16 protein-coding genes are annotated in these 18,300 nt (G+C 39.4%); 6 read left to right on the top strand and 10 right to left on the bottom strand.

Features of this window, described 5'->3' with window-relative positions; translation table 11 throughout:
- Positions 1 to 21 precede the first annotated feature (21 nt).
- The 3 genes from RM541_RS11925 to RM541_RS11915 all read left to right on the top strand — a co-directional run bounded on the left by RM541_RS11925 (position 22) and on the right by RM541_RS11915 (position 6,181).
- Positions 22 to 2,784, top strand: a complete 2,763-nt coding sequence (locus RM541_RS11925; RefSeq protein ID WP_311500376.1) for a T9SS type B sorting domain-containing protein — start codon at positions 22 to 24, stop codon at positions 2,782 to 2,784.
- Positions 2,785 to 2,851: 67 nt separating this feature from the next.
- Positions 2,852 to 4,858, top strand: a complete 2,007-nt coding sequence (gene uvrB, locus RM541_RS11920; RefSeq protein ID WP_311500375.1) for an excinuclease ABC subunit UvrB — start codon at positions 2,852 to 2,854, stop codon at positions 4,856 to 4,858.
- A gap of 96 nt (positions 4,859 to 4,954) precedes the next feature.
- Positions 4,955 to 6,181 (top strand): phage tail-like protein, encoded by a 1,227-nt coding sequence (locus RM541_RS11915; protein ID WP_311500374.1) that lies wholly within the window; start codon positions 4,955 to 4,957, stop codon positions 6,179 to 6,181.
- 88 nt (positions 6,182 to 6,269) lie between these two features.
- On the opposite strand, the gene RM541_RS11910 is transcribed toward RM541_RS11915, so the two are convergent.
- A complete protein-coding gene (locus RM541_RS11910; RefSeq protein WP_311500373.1) occupies positions 6,270 to 6,713 on the bottom strand; it encodes an Hsp20/alpha crystallin family protein in 444 nt (147 codons plus the stop codon).
- A 417-nt stretch (positions 6,714 to 7,130) separates the two neighbouring features.
- On the opposite strand from RM541_RS11910, the gene RM541_RS11905 reads away from it, so the two are divergent.
- On the top strand, positions 7,131 to 7,400 hold the full coding sequence (locus tag RM541_RS11905; protein ID WP_311500372.1) for a DUF1456 family protein: 270 nt from the start codon (positions 7,131 to 7,133) through the stop codon (positions 7,398 to 7,400).
- 134 nt (positions 7,401 to 7,534) lie between these two features.
- Here RM541_RS11905 and ettA read toward each other — a convergent pair whose 3' ends face one another.
- From ettA to RM541_RS11890, 3 genes are all read right to left on the bottom strand, one after another.
- Complete coding sequence (ettA, locus tag RM541_RS11900) at positions 7,535 to 9,226, bottom strand: energy-dependent translational throttle protein EttA (protein WP_311495932.1); 1,692 nt, start codon at positions 9,224 to 9,226, stop codon at positions 7,535 to 7,537.
- A gap of 110 nt (positions 9,227 to 9,336) precedes the next feature.
- Complete coding sequence (locus tag RM541_RS11895; protein ID WP_311500371.1) at positions 9,337 to 9,813, bottom strand: DinB family protein; 477 nt, start codon at positions 9,811 to 9,813, stop codon at positions 9,337 to 9,339.
- Position 9,814: 1 nt separating this feature from the next.
- Complete coding sequence (locus tag RM541_RS11890) at positions 9,815 to 9,994, bottom strand: CAL67264 family membrane protein (protein ID WP_311500370.1); 180 nt, start codon at positions 9,992 to 9,994, stop codon at positions 9,815 to 9,817.
- A gap of 186 nt (positions 9,995 to 10,180) precedes the next feature.
- On the opposite strand from RM541_RS11890, the gene RM541_RS11885 reads away from it, so the two are divergent.
- Together RM541_RS11885 and RM541_RS11880 are read left to right on the top strand one after the other, a co-directional pair.
- Positions 10,181 to 11,809, top strand: a complete 1,629-nt coding sequence (locus tag RM541_RS11885; protein WP_311500369.1) for an acyl-CoA carboxylase subunit beta — start codon at positions 10,181 to 10,183, stop codon at positions 11,807 to 11,809.
- A gap of 13 nt (positions 11,810 to 11,822) precedes the next feature.
- On the top strand, positions 11,823 to 13,463 hold the full coding sequence (locus tag RM541_RS11880) for a M1 family metallopeptidase (RefSeq protein WP_311500368.1): 1,641 nt from the start codon (positions 11,823 to 11,825) through the stop codon (positions 13,461 to 13,463).
- Positions 13,464 to 13,598: 135 nt separating this feature from the next.
- Here RM541_RS11880 and RM541_RS11875 read toward each other — a convergent pair whose 3' ends face one another.
- The 6 genes from RM541_RS11875 to RM541_RS17450 all read right to left on the bottom strand — a co-directional run bounded on the left by RM541_RS11875 (position 13,599) and on the right by RM541_RS17450 (position 18,117).
- Positions 13,599 to 14,069 (bottom strand): RES family NAD+ phosphorylase, encoded by a 471-nt coding sequence (locus RM541_RS11875; RefSeq protein ID WP_311500367.1) that lies wholly within the window; start codon positions 14,067 to 14,069, stop codon positions 13,599 to 13,601.
- On the bottom strand, positions 14,069 to 14,632 hold the full coding sequence (locus tag RM541_RS11870) for an Xre family toxin-antitoxin system antitoxin (RefSeq protein ID WP_311500366.1): 564 nt from the start codon (positions 14,630 to 14,632) through the stop codon (positions 14,069 to 14,071). The genes RM541_RS11875 and RM541_RS11870 overlap by 1 nt, the downstream gene beginning before the upstream one ends.
- Before the next feature lie 39 nt (positions 14,633 to 14,671).
- Positions 14,672 to 15,766, bottom strand: coding sequence for an AMP-binding protein (locus RM541_RS11865; RefSeq protein ID WP_311500365.1), 1,095 nt, complete (start codon positions 15,764 to 15,766; stop codon positions 14,672 to 14,674).
- A 62-nt stretch (positions 15,767 to 15,828) separates the two neighbouring features.
- Positions 15,829 to 16,773 carry a CPBP family intramembrane glutamic endopeptidase gene (locus tag RM541_RS11860; RefSeq protein WP_311500364.1) on the bottom strand — a complete coding sequence of 315 codons (945 nt, stop codon included), beginning with the start codon at positions 16,771 to 16,773 and terminating at the stop codon, positions 15,829 to 15,831.
- A 6-nt stretch (positions 16,774 to 16,779) separates the two neighbouring features.
- Positions 16,780 to 17,814: an o-succinylbenzoate synthase gene (locus RM541_RS11855; protein ID WP_311500363.1), complete on the bottom strand. Its 1,035-nt coding sequence runs from the start codon at positions 17,812 to 17,814 to the stop codon at positions 16,780 to 16,782.
- 72 nt (positions 17,815 to 17,886) lie between these two features.
- Positions 17,887 to 18,117 carry a four helix bundle protein gene (locus tag RM541_RS17450; RefSeq protein ID WP_432264679.1) on the bottom strand — a complete coding sequence of 77 codons (231 nt, stop codon included), beginning with the start codon at positions 18,115 to 18,117 and terminating at the stop codon, positions 17,887 to 17,889.
- Positions 18,118 to 18,300: the final 183 nt, after the last annotated feature.

Raw genomic sequence — 18,300 nt, 5'->3', positions numbered from 1 at the left:
TTGGTGATCTTTCACCGTGGTATGAAATTAAGAAGCTGCCTATTCATTTTTATTCTTGTGTTTTTTGCTATAGAAGCAGAAGCGCAAAAGGAAGCCTCCAATTGGTATTTTGGAGACCAGGCAGGTCTGTCCTTTAACAGCGGCACACCTACACCTCTTCTAAACGGAGAATTGCAAACGGTAGAAGGATCCACCAGTATTTCTGACCGCAATGGAAATCTTCTTTTATATACCGACGGAAGTACTGTCTATAACCGCAGCCATGACGTGATGCGGAATGGAGAGAATTTAAAGGGCCATGTTTCCAGCACACAGTCTGCCATTGTTGTTCCCAGACCTGGTAATCCCAACCGATATTTCATTTTCACTGTAGATAAACCTGATTACTATCTGTCTCCGGAAGACCCTCTTGAGGGAGTGAATTATTCTGAAGTAGATATGACTTTAAGCAATGGACGAGGTGCTGTAATAGAAGGACGAAAGAACATACACCTGGTGACATACAATCCTTCAGATCCACTGGAAAATGAATTTAAAAATTCAGAAAAAATTTCTGCTGTAATCGGTGGTGACTGCATTTCTTATTGGGTGGTCACGCAATTCGGAAATAAATTTTATTCCTTCAGAATTAGTTCAGCTGGCGTGGAGACTTCTCCTGTTGTTTCAGTAATTTCAAATAATTTCCCTCCCGTTATCAATGAAATTGGTGTCAATATCACAGCTGGAGGATACCTGAAGATTTCCCCTGACGGAAAGAAGATAGCGGCGGCCTATTCTAATACAGCGCTTCAGAATTCCGGTATGAATGGTACCAAAAAAAACGGAAAAGTTTTTCTGTACGATTTTGATGATGTCACCGGAAAAGTATCCAACGAAGAACTCATATTAGAAAATTCTTATCCCTATGGCGTGGAATTTTCACCTGAATCTTCCAAACTCTATGTCACTGCAAATAATTATAATGAGAATGACGTTCTGGACAACAGTGAACTTTATCAGTTCAACCTGGAAAGCGGAAATACTGCAAACACACGCACTGTAATTCACTCCTTCCGAAATGTTGCCGGAGCACTTCAACTGGCAATCGATGGCAAAATTTACCGTGCGGGTTATCCTACAGATGACGGAGGTTATTTACACCACAATTTTTTATCTATCATTCATGAGCCGGAGAATGCCGGTAACAACGTAGATTATTCACATAATTCTATAGATGTTTCACCTAACGATGTAAAACTTGGCCTGCCGCCTTTCGTCCAGTCTCTTTTCAACAATAGTTTTGAGGCTGAAGATTTTTGTCTTGGAGAGCCAACCAGGTTCACTCCCAGCGGCAATAATTACGATACTGTAGAATGGGATTTTGGAGATGGAAATTTTTCTTCGGAAGAAACCCCTTCACATACTTATGATGCACCCGGATCTTATACAGTTAGCCTGACAAAATTCATAAACAACCTTCCGCAAGATCCTGTATGCAAGGAGATCACGATAATTGGCATTCCTGAAGCTGCACAGGATTATGTTTTAACCCAATGTGATGCAAGGGATGGCATTCCTGACGACGGACTCACAGATTTTAATCTGCAGCTGGCGCGGAATTACCTTACCGGAAACAACAATAATCTTCGGGTCCTCTTTTATGAAACGGAAAGGGATGCCATGCTGGATAACCTGAATCGGGAAGGCCTGGATGATCTTTACCGCAATACTTCCCCTAATCAGGAATTGGTCGCAAAAGTCACCGGATTTGACGATGAATGTACCTCCCTTACAAAAATTCAACTTGCCACCTCAGAAGGTGTAGTGTTGGATGCAGGAACAGCGAGGGGATGCGACATTGGCAATGGAGAGGCAGAATTTAATCTTACTAATATCGAAGAGAGCATACGTGCTAATCTTAACCTTGATGAAAATGTAAACCTCACTTTTCATAGAGATGAAGATGATGCTGTGTTGGGCGCTAATCCTCTGCCCGATATTTATAATTCTGAAGCGGGCATAATCTATGTAAAAGCCTATAAGGAGGATGTATGTTATGGTTATGGCAGTCTGGATCTGGAAATTGTCACTTTTCCCGATATTCAGCAGAACAATATTCTGGAACTTTGCTCATCACAATTTCCTTTGCTGCTGGGAAAAAATCTTGGTCTGAATAATCCTGAAGATTTTTCTTTTGAATGGAGCACCGGCGAAACAACTACCACAATTGAAATTAATGAACCGGGAAATTACAACCTCAATCTTATTAATAACAGTTTTGGCTGCGGAAGAACAATAAATTTTTCTGTTCAAGAAGTGGGTGCAGCGGAAATTTCTGATATTCAGGTCGACAATAATGGCGCTGTAAGTAACGTGACTATTGTTACAACTCCGGATAGCTCCAACCTCACTTTCTCTCTGGATAATATTAATGGTCCTTATCAATCCAATCCTCAATTTAGGAATGTTCCCGGCGGAAAACATACGGTTTATGTTCAGGTGGAGAATGGCTGTGGGATTATAGAACAGGAATTTACAGTTTTTGGCTTTCCTAACTTTTTCACTCCCAATAACGATGGCTATAATGACAGTTGGAAACCCTACGACATCGATAATAACGAATTTACCATTCGTAATATTCACATTTTTGACAGATACGGAAAAGTACTGAAGCAGCTTAGCCCTGATGGTGCAGGTTGGGACGGAAATTTCAACGGTCGTCCAATGCCCTCAGATGACTACTGGTTCAGTATTTATTTTGAGGATGGAACTGAGATAAAAGGACACTTCACACTTAAAAGATAGAATTGATTTTCAGGAGTTTGAATAGGCACGGGAATTGCGTAATTTCGCGTGGCTAAGAAAAGAATCCATGAAATTCCAAATAGAATCAGATTATAAACCTACCGGTGACCAGCCACAGGCAATAAAGCAGCTTGTTTCAGGTTTAAACCGGAACGATCAATATCAAACTCTGCTGGGGGTTACAGGCTCCGGAAAAACTTTTTCTGTTGCGAATGTTATAGAAGAGGTACAAAAACCGACGCTTGTTCTTGCCCACAATAAAACCCTGGCAGCTCAATTATATTCGGAATTTAAGCACTTTTTTCCAGACAATGCAGTTGAATACTTTGTAAGCTACTACGATTATTATCAACCGGAAGCTTTTATTCCGTCTTCGGGAACTTATATTGAAAAGGATCTGTCTATTAATGAGGAAATTGAAAAGCTTAGGCTTAGTACAACTTCTTCGCTTTTAAGCGGCCGGCGGGATGTACTGGTTGTTGCTTCGGTTTCCTGCCTTTATGGTATCGGAAATCCTGTGGAATTCAAGAAAAACGTGGTTTCCATAGAACGGGACATGAATATTTCCCGAACCAAATTGCTGCACAAACTGGTGCAAAGTCTTTATTCACGGACTGAAGCTGAATTTTCTCACGGGAACTTTAGAATAAAAGGAGATACTGTTGATGTCTTCCCGAGTTATGCAGATAATGCCTTCAGAATTCACTTTTTCGGAGATGAAATTGAAGAAATTGAAGCTTTTGATCCCGGAACTAATGATGTTGTGGAAAAATACGATCGGTTGAATATTTATCCTGCCAACATGTTTGTGACTTCGCCCGATGTACTTCAGGGTGCTATTCGTGACATTCAGGATGATTTAGTGAAGCAGGTGGATTATTTCAGGGATATCGGAAAACACCTTGAGGCAAAACGGCTTGACGAAAGGACAAATTTCGACCTGGAAATGATTCGTGAACTTGGTTACTGCTCCGGGATTGAGAATTATTCCCGATACCTTGACGGAAGAAAACCCGGAACACGTCCTTTCTGCTTGCTGGATTACTTCCCCGATGATTACTTAATGGTCGTGGACGAAAGCCATGTTACAATTCCGCAGGTGCACGCCATGTACGGCGGTGACCGCTCCAGAAAAGAAACTCTCGTGGATTACGGCTTCAGGCTTCCTGCTGCCATGGATAACCGTCCGTTAAAATTTGAAGAATTTGAGGCGCTGCAAAATCAGGTGATTTACGTGAGTGCTACCCCTGCAGATTATGAACTTCAGAAGACAGAAGGGGTTTATGTAGAACAGGTGATACGGCCCACAGGTTTACTTGATCCTGTAATAGAGGTGCGTCCAAGCTTAAACCAGATTGATGATTTAATTGAAGAAATCCATGTTCGGGTAGAGAAAGACGAGCGGATTCTTGTGACAACTTTAACCAAAAGAATGGCTGAAGAACTCACCAAATACCTCACCCGAATTGACATCCGCTGTAGATATATTCACTCAGATGTGGACACTCTGGAACGGGTGGAAATTATGCAGGATTTGAGAAAAGGGATTTTTGATGTACTTATTGGAGTAAACCTCCTACGGGAAGGCCTGGATTTACCTGAAGTTTCCCTGGTTGCAATCATTGATGCCGATAAGGAAGGTTTTTTACGAAGTAACCGCTCCCTTACCCAGACCATTGGTCGGGCGGCCCGGCACGTAGAAGGAAAAGCTATTCTGTATGCAGATAAAATTACGGATAGTATGCAGAAAACAATAGATCAAACCGAGTACCGCAGACAAAAACAAATTGAGTATAACCAGAAGCATAAAATCACACCAACTCCGTTAGTTAAAGCTTTCGATAGTGCCCTGGTTAAACAGAAATTAGATGTTTATGATTATGATGAGAGGCCAAAAACGCTTAAAGCTGCCGAAGAAGAGGTAGAATATTTCAGTAAAGTTCAGGTCGAAAAGGTTATTAGGGAAAGAAGAAAAGCAATGGAGACTGCGGCAAAGGAACTGGATTTTATGGAAGCTGCCCGTCTTCGGGATGAAATCAAGATGTTACAGGAAAAGGTAAAAGAAAAAGACTAAAAAAATAAAATTAAAGGTCTGATTTTTAATTAAATAAATTATCTTGATCAGACCTAAAACATTCTTTTACTGAAGTGATCAATAAACCGTTCACTTATGAAAATTTTTATTTTACTAATTTTACTATTTTCTCCATGTCTCTTATTTTCTCAGGTGGGGATTGGTACTACTGCGCCTAAAGCCCAGCTGGACATTGTCGCTTCAGATGAGGCAAATCCCAATATTATTGACGGAATCCTTATCCCAAGAATTGCGAAGTTCCCTGCTAATAATCCCGGAATTGAACAAAATGGTATGCTGGTTTTTCTGAACAAAAATATCGTCGGCTTCCCTGTTGGATTCTATTATTGGAGCGCTGATACCAGCAGCTGGAAAACTTTGGCCGGCAGTCCTGGATCAGGATCGTCCGACTTCTACAAAAGCGGAACAACAAGTAGTGCAGGTAATATTGCAGATCCTATTTTTCGTGAAGGAAATATAGGAATTGGTACTCAGCAAATTTCCTCCAAACTTCAAATTGCTATCCCCTCCGGAAAAGATTTGAACATTAAGAAGCCGCTGGAAGTAGATAATAACAATTCGGCTACCGACAATCTCGCAACCTACGGTATTGTAAGTGACAACAGAAGTTCTACCAACGGTCTGAAATACGGTTTAAAATCGAATGTGGGCGGCACCGGGACAGGAATCCACTACGGATTTTTTAATGAAACCTACCAAAATTCAGGTACCAGTGACATCTACGGAATCTATAATAGAATTGGCCGCACTTTTGGCTCAAAAAGTAACAATTACGGAATCTATAATGAAGTCGGCAGCATCCAGGGAGTAGGAAATATCTACGGAATTTATAGTGTAGCCTATGGTGACCGTAATGCAAATGTCTTTGCAGCATATTTTGCAGGAAGAGTAGGAATTGGTGCTACTCCCGAAACAGATTACACCTTACCCGATAGTCGGGGACTTGAAAATCAAATACTGGTTACAGATAAAATTGGCGGCGTAAGCTGGAAACATTCTGGTTGGACCAATTATATTTCGACAGAAAGTACTACCGGGGATTATCTCATTGGCGAAGAAGTTGGAACATTGAGAATTAATAATCAGGTGTCAGGAATTGTGATTCCAAAGGCTTCAGAAAACAAGGGAAGAAAAATAACTTTGTCCGGATGGCCGGGAGCAGGAGTAAAGAACCTGATCTTTCTTGGAAGCGATAACCTGCTCGACATCTCCACAAATACAACGGTAACGACAATCCAGGGAGGAAAAACCTACGAAATACAAAGTGCGGGAAATAGATGGATCCTACTTTTTAAGCAATAAATTATTTTCCCTTTTTGCGCAGACTAAAATATAGCAAAAAAGCATCCGGAATCCGGATGCTTTTTTAGCTAATTCTAGAAGATAAATTTTAAGAAATTTCAATCAGACGTTTGGCTTGTACCTTAGCTTCCTCACGCTTAGGAAGAGCAATTTCAAGAACGCCATCATTGTAAGCGGCAGAAATTTTACTGCTATCTACAGATTCTGGTAGACTAAAAGCTCTTTTAAAAGTGCTGTAACTGAATTCTCTTCGGGTAAAACGTCCTTGTTTTTCAGAAGATTCATTTTCTTTCTTTTCTTCGGAAGAAATGGTGAGAACATCATTATCTAATTCGATATTGAAATCCTCCTTTTTCTTTCCGGGAGCGGCTACAGAAACAGCAAAACCATCTTCATCTTCCCTGATGTTCACTGCAGGAATGCTGGTTCCAATACTGTTTACGTTAGTAGTTCCTCCTAACCAATCAGTTTTAAACATATCGTCGAAAACTGAAGGCAGCCAGTTGGCCTCATTTGTTTTAATTAAACTCATAACATTTATTTTTTAAGGTTATACTTTTTGTTTTCCATATATCCATTAGCAATTCAAATTCCAAACCTTAAAATAAGCCATTGTGTCACTTTTAGCTAGTATTCGTATGTCATTTTGACGTTTTTAGACATTTATATGATCCTAAAGTATTCCAGAGGTCGATAATTGCCATTTTGAGGCATCACTTAAAAAGAAGAGAGAGGAAAGAAAGAGAGAAAATTTTAATACTTCCCACTTCTCCCATTTTACTTTCAGGCAGGTCGATAATTGCCTTTTTTGAGGCTATACTGAAGTTGGAAATCCTTGAAATGACAATTTCAGCTTTAAAAAAGATTCTTTAATTTTAATATGACCTGAAATTTAAAAACCAGAACAATATTTCCCCAAATTCGGAAAAGAATAATTTAAATTTGCAGTATGGGACTAACAAATAATGACATTTTCAAAAAATTAAGGGTAGCTCACAAATTACGTGATGACGATATTGTGCAAATTTGCGCCCTCGTGGATTTTAAAGTTACTAAAAGTGAATTGGGAGCTATTTTCAGAAAAGAAGATCATCCAAAATACGTGGAATGCGGAGACCAATTCCTTAGAAATTTCCTAAACGGACTAATAATTCACCTGCGTGGACCAATGCCGGGAAAGGGTGAAAAAGTGAAGGGTGAAAATAACTCAGACAGTTGACTGTAGACTGTAGACTGTAGACTGTAGGCTGTAGGCTGTAGGCTGTAGGCTGTAGGCAAAATTAAAAAGGAGTAGCATTAATCGAAATGCTACTCCTTTTTTATTGATTATTGTTTAGTGTTAGTTGCCTAAAATTATCTGACCAACTTTTTATACTTAATTCGCTTCGGCATTATATCGCCACCAAGACGTTTTTTCTTGTTTTCTTCATAGTCTGAGAATCCGCCCTCAAAGAAATAAACCTGGGAATCACCTTCAAAAGCAAGGATATGAGTACATACCCTGTCCAGGAACCAACGGTCGTGGGAAATTACCACCGCACATCCCGCAAAGTTTTCCAGTCCTTCTTCCAGCGCCCGCAGTGTGTTTACATCCAAATCATTGGAAGGCTCATCGAGTAACAGCACGTTTCCTTCTTCTTTCAAGGTCATCGCAAGGTGAAGCCTGTTCCGTTCTCCACCTGAAAGCATGCTGACTTTCTTATTCTGCTCGCTTCCGCTAAAGTTGAACCTGCTTAAATAGGCTCTTGAATTTACCTGACGCCCGCCCATCATGACCAATTCCTGCTCATCACTAAAGTTTTGCCAGATAGTTTTTTCGACATCAATATCGCTGTGCGCCTGATCTACATAAGAAATTTTAGCGGTCTCCCCTACTTCAAAGTTTCCTTTGTCGGGTTGCTCTTCTCCCATTATCATCCTGAAAATTGTAGTTTTACCGGCACCGTTAGGTCCAATGATTCCCACAATTCCCGCCTGCGGCAATTTGAAATTAAGATCTTCATAAAGCAATTTGTCTCCAAAAGCTTTACTCACTCCCTTGGCTTCGATCACATTCGTTCCCAGCCTTGGTCCATTCGGAATGTATATTTCAAGCTGCTCGTCTACCTGTTTTTGATCCTGACTCATCAACTTGTCATAATTATTTAAACGGGCCTTCTGTTTCGCCTGTCTTCCTTTCGGATTCATTCTCGACCATTCCAGCTCTCTTTCTAAAGTTTTCTGACGCTTGCTCGCCTGCTTTTGTTCCTGCGCAAGTCGTTTGGACTTTTGATCTAACCAGGAAGAATAATTTCCTTTCCACGGAATTCCTTCTCCTCTATCCAGTTCTAAAATCCAGCCGGCTACGTTATCCAGGAAGTAACGGTCGTGCGTCACAGCAATCACGGTCCCTTTATATTGCGCAAGGTGATGTTCGAGCCAGTGCACAGACTCGGCGTCCAGGTGGTTGGTAGGTTCATCCAAAAGTAAAATATCCGGTTCCTGAAGTAATAGTCGGCATAATGCAACCCTTCTTCTTTCTCCTCCGGAAAGAACTCCAATTTTCTTGTCACTTTCCGGCGTACGGAGTGCATCCATTGCTATTTCCAGCTTGGTATCCAGTTCCCATGCATTAGTCGCATCTATTTTATCCTGAAGCTCCGCCTGTTTATCCATGAGCTTCTGCATCTTATCTGCATCTTCATAAACTTCAGGCAAGCCAAACATGTCGTTGATCTTGTTGTATTCATCTAAAACAGAAACTGTTTCAGCTACACCCTCTTTTACAACATCCAGTACAGTCTTATCTTCATCCAGTTTTGGCTCCTGTTCCAGGTATCCTATACTGTAGCCAGGGGAAAAAACCACGTCACCCTGATAGTTATTGTCCTCTCCCGCAATAATCCTAAGCAAAGTGGATTTACCGGAACCATTTAATCCTAAAATTCCAATTTTCGCTCCGTAGAAAAAACTCAAATAGATATTTTTGAGAACAGGAGTATTTGCATTTTTATAAGTCTTGGTAACTCCGGACATGGAGAAAATTACCTTTTTATCGTCTGCCATAATTCTTAAATTTTGATGTATCAGTCTTTTCTGAAGACAGTTTTTGATCATCAGAAGAAATGCAAATATCTTAAAATTTGATTAGAAAATAATTGATGTCTTACCAAATATCAGCTTTTGTGTAGTCCGAGTAAGCGCAGAATAATAAGTAGTTGCCCTGTGTGATAAGAAGTGTGTTCTATTACCAGCATAAGCTCCCGTAAAAGCGTGTGGTCTTCACCGTTCTTTACCGGCTGCATTAGTCGGTTTTCCGGATCCAGAATAAAATCTTCAAAATCTTTACGACATTCAAAATAATCTGCTTTTAATTCTTCCCAGTCCTCTTCGCTTTCAGGAAACTGTATATCCGGCCAGTAATCATCGGGCCAGTTTGCGCTCTTATAACCTTCAGCAGTACAATATTCTATAATATCTTTTTGGGCATAGGCAATGTGATAAAAGACTTCATAAAACGAATACGGAAGCATTTCCGGGCGTTTTCCGATTTTATCATAAGGAATTTCATCGAGAAATTTGGCTAAAGACAAATATGCCTCACCTCCCTGCAAATGCTTAATCAGTTGTTCCTTCATTTGTTTCTCTTCCATCCTATACTCTGCCTTTTAATGCGTTAAATGCCCTTGAAATTGCAAAAAATCCTATCCCAACTACAGAAAATCCTATTGCGTAGTCGATATATTTTAACACTCCCAGTAAGATCACTGCTGTCCCAATTAAAAACAGGACGAAAGACGCCCAGCCAAAAATGGTATTCTTATTCATTCCCATAACGATATCCTTATAATCAAAAGCTTCTCCAGATAATCCTGCTTTTCAATATTCCAATAGACTTGATTTTGTATTTTAGCGGAACAGCAATTTAAGGGAGTTTTTCCTTATAGTGTCATAAAAATATATGAATATTTTTTAGCTTTTTCCGGTAATTCCGGAGTCTATTCTCAAATTTTGAAAAACATGAATATCAACTTCAATAAAAATGAAGATCATAACCGACTTTTAGTTTCCAATCTAAATCACAGGCTAAAGGAAGTAAAATTGGGTGGTGGCGAAAAAAGAATTGCAAAGCATCACGACAAAGGCAAAATGACTGCCAGGGAACGAATAGATTTTCTTTTGGACGAAAAATCAAAATCTGTAGAAATTGGTGCTTTTGCAGGTGACGGCATGTACAAAGAGCACGGCGGCTGTCCCAGTGGCGGCGTGATTGTGAAAATTGGCTACGTATCAGGAAAGCAATGCGTTGTAGTGGCCAATGACGCCACCGTAAAAGCAGGAGCCTGGTTCCCAATAACCGGAAAAAAGAATCTTCGGGCACAGGAAATAGCTATTGAAAACCGGTTACCCATTATTTATCTTGTGGACAGCGCCGGAGTATTTTTACCAATGCAGGATGAAATTTTTCCTGATAAAGAACACTTCGGAAGAATTTTTAGAAATAATGCCGTAATGAGCAGTATGGGCATTACCCAAATTGCCGCTGTTATGGGTAGTTGTGTTGCAGGAGGGGCTTATCTTCCTATTATGAGCGACGAATCTATTATTGTAGAAAAGACCGGAAGTATTTTCCTTGCCGGAAGTTACCTGGTGAAAGCAGCAATTGGAGAGAGTGTCGATAATGAGACCCTTGGTGGGGCTACCACTCATTCTGAAATTAGCGGCGTCACAGATTACAAGGTTAAAAATGATTCTGAAGCGCTTGATAAAATCAAAAATATCATGGACAAAATCGGTGATTTTGACAAAGCCGGTTTTAGCCGAAAAGAGTCCGCTAAGCCTAAAGAAGATGAAAATGAAATCTTCGGGATCCTGCCCAAAAAGCGCAGCGATCAATATGACATGACCGAAATTATAAAACGTCTAGTAGATAATTCAGAATTTGAAGAATATAAAGAAGGCTACGGACAAACCATTATTACTGGCTATGCAAGAATTGATGGCTGGGCGGTTGGAATTGTTGCCAATCAGCGTAAGATCGTTAAAACCAAGAAGGGAGAAATGCAGTTTGGCGGAGTGATTTATTCTGACTCGGCAGACAAAGCCACCCGTTTTATAGCAAATTGCAATCAGAAAAAGATTCCACTGGTTTTCCTTCAGGATGTCACCGGTTTTATGGTAGGCAGCAAGAGCGAACACGGCGGAATTATCAAGGATGGCGCAAAATTGGTGAATGCAGTAAGCAATTCTGTAGTTCCAAAGTTTACCGTGATAATTGGCAATTCTTATGGCGCAGGAAACTACGCCATGTGCGGTAAAGCATACGACCCGAGGCTTATCGTTGCCTGGCCCAGTGCAGAACTTGCCGTTATGGGAGGCACACAGGCAGCAAAAGTACTGGCTCAAATTGAAACTGCAGCGATGGCTAAAAAAGGAGAAAAAGTAGATGAAGAAAAGGAGAAAGAAGTTTTCGAAAAACTCAAATCAAAGTATGACGAGCAGACCTCTGCCTATTACGCTGCCGCAAGATTGTGGACAGATGCTGTAATAAATCCTGTAAACACCCGCAAGTGGATTTCTATGGGAATAGAAGCCGCTGACCATGCTCCTATTGAAAAAGATTTTAATATGGGAGTAATACAGACTTAAACCAAAGCTAAGCATGAAAAATCTATATTTTTTGGTATTTGCTCTTCTTATAATATCCTATGGTACTAGCGCGCAAGTGTTGAGCAACAAAGAGGGAAAATATACTGAAGCGGATACTCTTAGAGGTTCTCTTCGGAAGGAGCGTGCCTACGATGCTTTAAAATATCATCTCCAGGTAAGGGTTGTTCCTGAAGATAAATTTATTTCGGGATCCAATACGATTACTTTCAGGACAATAGAAAAGCTGCCGGTTATGCAGGTAGATCTTTTTGAAAATATGAAGGTGGATTCTATTGTTCGGAAAGGAAAAAAGCTCAAATACCAAAGGAAACATAATGCTGTTTTTGTCGAATTTTCTAACCCTCTCAGGAAAGGTAAAAAAGATTCTATTCAGTTTTATTACTCAGGAAATCCGATAGTGGCAGAAAGGGCTCCGTGGGATGGCGGTTTTGTTTGGACTGAAGATGAAAAAGGAAATCCGTGGATAGCCGTTGCTGTGCAGGGAATGGGCGCAAGTGCCTGGTATCCGAACAAAGATCACCAAAGCGATGAACCGGACGAAGTACTTAGCGAAATTGAAGTCCCCACAGGATTGACCAATGTTTCCAACGGCCGACTTTTAGGAAGCGAAGAACTTGAAGACGGCTACACCAGGTGGAAATGGCAAGTTTCTAATCCCATTAATAACTATAATGTGGTGCTGAATATTGGCAAATATGCCCATTTTCATGATGAATATAAAGATCTTGACCTCGATTATTACGTGTTGGAATACAATCTGGATAAAGCCAAAGAACAGTTTGAACAGGTAAAGCCGATGATGGAATGCTTCTATGAAAAAATGGGACACTATCCTTTTCCGGAAGATGGATTTAAACTTGTGGAAACTCCGTATCTCGGGATGGAACACCAAAGCGCTGTTGCCTACGGAAACCATTATATGAACGGCTACCTCGGAAACGATTTATCGGGAACCGGCCACGGACTGTCCTGGGATTATATCATCATTCACGAGTCGGGGCACGAATGGTACGGAAACAGTATTACCACCAAGGATATTGCCGATATGTGGGTTCATGAAGGATTTACCAGCTATACGGAAGCAATTTTTGTAGAATGTGAGCAGGGAAAAGAAAATGCGCTGGAATACCTGGAAGGGCTGAGAAGAAATATAAATAATCAAAGTCCAATAATTGGAGACTATGGGGTAAATGCTGAAGGATCTGGCGATATGTATGCAAAAGGAGCAAATCTTCTAAACACCATCCGCAGTATTTATAAGAATGACGAGCTATGGTGGGAAACACTTCGGGGTTATACTGAAACTTTTAAGCATCAAACGGTCACCACGCAACAGGTAGAAGATTTCTTTAACGAACCAATAGCAACAAATCTTCAGCCGGTTTTTGATCAGTACCTAAGAGAAACTGCAATTCCTGAACTTCAGCTAAAGCAGGAAGGAGAGACAATTTCTTTCCGCTGGGAAGCAGATGTTCAGAATTTTATCATGCCTGTAGACGTATTAATTGATGGCGAAGAAGAACGACTAGTCCCTACCGAAAATTGGCAAAAACTGGCAGGCGTTAAAAACCTAAATGAAATTGAAGTAAAAACAGAAGAATTTTATGTGGATGTAAAAAAGGGTGGAAATTAGATTTTGGTATTTTTTGATGCTCAAAATTAAGAATAAGTACCTGATAATTTTATAAAGACGAATATATACTTTCCACAATTAATCTTATGCCCGAAAATGGCAATTTTCGGGTATTTGATTTTTTAAAGTCTCAACTCAATCACGCTTTCCTACCTTAAGCCTTTCATCAACCGGTAATTTCAAAAATTCTGTAACTTCTACTTTTCCAAAGTCCTTATACAGCGGATTCAAAATGAAATTCGATTCTACTCCAACAATAGTGGAGGGTACTCGTAAAGCAAAGAAATTCCGGTCTTTTACAAAATTTGTAAAGATTTCTGTTGTTTTAGAAGAGTATGGGTAATCGTTCCAACTTTCCGGAAGTTTTTGTAATTCTTCAACAACAAAATTATCTGGAAATTTGATTTTTGCAACTAATATTTCTTTAGGTAGATATGCAATATTTGCAGAGTGAACGTAGTATTCCAGTAACGCTAAAGAAATGTTTTCTGAGCAATAAACTGCCCGTGTTCCAACTTCGTTCCACCTTCCACCAACCTTTTCAGCTCCTATTCCAGACAGTGTTGCCTCTTTATATTTCAAAGTCGCAACCCTATAGACAATCATTAGCTATAAACATTGTACTGAATCCTTACAATCTCGTTCTCCACCATTTCGAATCCAAAACTACTGTCCAGAAGTTCAAACGGAATTTTATCTCCAAGAGTTTTGGACGGAGTTATTAACCATTGCTTAAAGTCTTCTTTAGAATCAAAAACCTCATAGCCCAATCCAAACAACCTTGCCAGTTCATAGATCCTTTCTGAAGTCTCCTTTCCATAAACACTTCTCTTTTGCATGCTACTAATAGATGCCGGCAGAATATTTTCAAATTCCTTTTCAGTAGAACCTGTGTCATGTAATAATTGCTTCCAGTCCGTCTTTTTAACTCCTTTCCGGATACGCTCAATTAATTCCATTTTAAATTCAGGAGCGTCTTTTATATTTAAAACAACCCAGGATGGTGAAAACTTGTCAAGATCAGCTCGTTTTCTCTCTTTTTTAGATATTGCCTCTACTGCCATTATTGTATAATTACGGGGATATAGATGTAAATATACAATAAAAAGTATTGATTTATTCAAGGTTGGTTTATAGAAGATCAACCTATCAAGGTCGAAAATTGCCATTTTCGGACAGTGGCTTTTTTTGTACTTAAATAAAACAGGTTAACCGACTTTACTCTTAACGGTATTTTCACGGTGGATTTTTCCGGAAGAGGTTTCTTCGAATTTTGCGATGAGATATATTTTCTTCGGAACTTCGTATTTATCCAATGCCGGCAGTTTTTCTATCTTTTGTTTTAACTGAAGTAGCAATTCTTCAGAAAAATCGCTCTCTACAAACAAAACGAGCTTATCTCCAAGGGCATCATCGGGAATTGAGGTAATAAAGAACCGTTGATCGATCACCGGACTCATTTTTTGTTCTACTTCTTCAGGAAAAATTTTAATTCCTCCACTATTTATCACATTATCAATTCTACCTTTCCAGACGAACTTTTTGTAGGTGAGAATTTCCACAATATCGTTAGTAACAATGACCTCATCGGAAAGTTTAGGAGCTTTTATCACCAAACAACCCCTGTTATCCTTAGAAATATTTATATTCGGAAGAACTTTAAAGGGACGATTCTCCTTCTTTTTATTTGAATTAAGACGTTTGGCTGCGATATGTGTCACCGTTTCAGTCATCCCATACGTTTCATAGACTTTCGTGTCAACATCCTTCACCATTTTCTGAATGCGATAGGAAACCGCACCTCCGCCAACAATTAGCTTTTTAATAAGATGAAGCCGACCTACCGAATTATCTAATTGAAATGGAGTCATTGCACAAAAATCATAGCGCTTAAAAACCTGGTCTAATGGATTGGAAGACGGAGGAATCAAATCCAGATGCCAGCCCAGTATCATCGCCCTTACCAACATCATTTTTCCCGCAATATAAGTAGCCGGTAAACTTAACAAAGCTGTAGTTCCAGCCGGTAAATCGAAAAATTTGGAGGTTGCCATAGCCGAATTAACCATGTGCTCCTTTTTTAGCTTAATTTCTTTTGGAGTCCCTGTAGAACCGGATGTTTTAGTTGTAGTATATGCAGGTGGTTTTAACCAATCCAGGAGAAAACTTCCAATTTTTTCTTCGTAAGCTTCTCCTTCCTTTATAAAATTATAGGCAACCTGGCGCAACTCAGCATTAGTATAATGCTGTCTGTTAAGCTTGAAATCGGGATGTGTTTCAGGTACTTTATACTTATCTATCATAGCCTAAAATCAAAATTATTTTAATTTTGATTAAGGGAAGTTAACAAATCGCTATGAAAAATTTAAGGTTCTTCAGAAAGATTTAAGGTTTCAGGCTTTTCTACTTTTCCGAAAAGTTTATTTTTCCAGTTGCTCCAGCCATACTTTTTGGCAAATACTCCTAAAACCACTGGATAAATAATAAGTATTTCAATAAAGACTTCCCAACCCAAAATTTCAGGTGTAGAGATGTCTTTAAATATAGAATGAGTTTGGAAAGCGGTATTTTCTGAGGTTAATAAAAGCGCAATAAAGAGATTATTCGCAGCATGGAAACCCAGGGCCAATTCGAGCCCCTCATCCATTAACGTGATAATTCCCAGGAGCAAACCTATGCCTATATAACTTGCCATTATAAAATATCCGTAGGTGGCAACTTCGGGATTGGCAATGTGCAGACCACCAAAGATGAGAGAAGTTATCAAGAGAGGGACCCATCTGTTTTTCGCAAGAGTTCCTATCCCCTGCATAAGATATCCTCTAAAAAGGTATTCTTCAAAACTTGTTTGTATTGGAATAAGTACTACTGCTATTGCCAACAGAATCAAAAAAGGGACAAGATTAAAATTCCACTGGAAATTCTCTGGTTCCAGTAAATATCCTATAAAAATTCCACCCACTATTAAAATTGCAGTAATCAGGAAAGAAAACATCACTCGTTTTACGTCCAGGCTTTTGCGGGTGGTGGATAAGGTAAGAATAGGTTGTTCATGAAGGTACTTTACTGCAAAAAAAAGTGCCGCCAATCCTACTGCATAAGACAACAACAGGAGAAAAAGTGATAAATTCGATTCCAGTGAGCCAAGTAATTCTGTCTGGGGCATTTCAAACATGCCAAAGCCATCTTGCATAAAAACAGCAAAAGTCCATGGAACCTGACCTAAAGTGATTCCTATTGCTACGATAATGATTCCCACAATATATCTCCAGAAGCCATATCGATACCTAAAAGCTTGAGCTATGTACATATAAAATTATAATTTGAAATCCCAGCAAATTTCGGGATTGTAGTGAATTTTACCGCTATGCACCTCTAGCGGACAATTAAAATTGTTTGTGTATAAGCCGCCGGTTCCTAAACCCTGTGGCATATTTGGTTGTTTGGTGTATGTCCACTGCGAAATCGCATTCAGCCCAATATTGCTTTCCAAGGCACTGGTGATCCACCAGCATGTCTCTTGTTTCTCAATCAGGTCCATCCATTCCTGAGTGCCCCTATAACCACCAATTAAACTAGGTTTAAAAATAAGATATTGCGGCTGTATAGTTTGTATTAGTTTTTCCTTTTTTGTTACATCAAAGACCCCTATAAGTTCCTCGTCCAGTGCAACAGGCAGCGGAGTCCTGCTGCACAAATCTGCCATTTCCTCAATCTGCCCCTGTTTTATTGGCTGTTCTATACTATGTAGCTCAAAGTCACTTAGCTTTTGAAGCTTTTCAAGAGCTTCAGAAGGTGCAAAAGCTCCGTTGGCATCCACTCTCAACTCTATTTCTTCGGAAGAAAATTCTTTTCGAATATATTTTAATAATTCAAGTTCTGCCTGAAAATCTATCGCGCCAATCTTCAGTTTAATGCAATTAAATCCTGAAGCAATTTTTTCCTCAATCTGGGATTTCATATAGTCCTTCTCTCCCATCCAGATCAGCCCGTTAATGGGAATGGAATCTCTGCCTTTAGTAAATTCCGAAGGAAATAATTCAAAAGGATTAGCAGCTTCCAAAGAACGGAAAGCCATTTCCACCCCAAACTGAATGCTGGGGAATTCGATTAATTCTTCCCAAAGCTTTTCCTTACCTAAAGCTATATTTTCACAGGTCCATTTCAGTTTTTCTTCATAATCGGGCCTGTCATCGATGCTTAGACTTCTAAGAATTCCGCATTCACCAATGCCTTTGTGGTTGTCGCTATGGATAATAATAAACCAGGTTTCCTTTGTAGTAAGAACGCCCCGGGAAGTTCCACTGGGGCGTTTAAAATTTAAAATAAACTTTTTGTATTCTGCGGTCATTTAGTGTCCTGGATTCTTCGATTATTAGATTGTTGGATAATTGGATTAAGAAAATACGAATAAAATTCTGATTCAAATGCGACTTTTAATAGTAGAACGGAATTTCGATATCATTTTTATTATTGAATCTAATTCCGTTTTTAGAGTTTCAAGATGCCTAGCTTCTATAAAGCCAAGATTATTTGATATCAGGAGTTGTGTTTCTATTTCATAACAAGAACCCATTGCAATTTCCAGAAACCTACTGAATTTCTTTGGCGATTCCCTTGAGGCTCCTTCGGCAATATTAGATGGAACAGATATACTTGCTCTTCTTAATTGATAATAAGGCCAAACTTTTCTACTTCTGGAAAATCTGTTGTGATTTTATAAATGTCTTTACAAAAGATGCGACTTTTCTTCCAAATCTCCAACTCTTTAAATCGATGCATCTTTTATTTATTATATCTCTACCTAAAATTCCAGAAATCCAATAATCCAATAGTC

Source organism: Autumnicola psychrophila, assembly GCF_031846645.1.
GTDB classification, from domain to species: Bacteria; Bacteroidota; Bacteroidia; order Flavobacteriales; family Flavobacteriaceae; genus Autumnicola; species Autumnicola psychrophila.
This window is presented reverse-complemented; position numbering and strand designations above follow the sequence as displayed.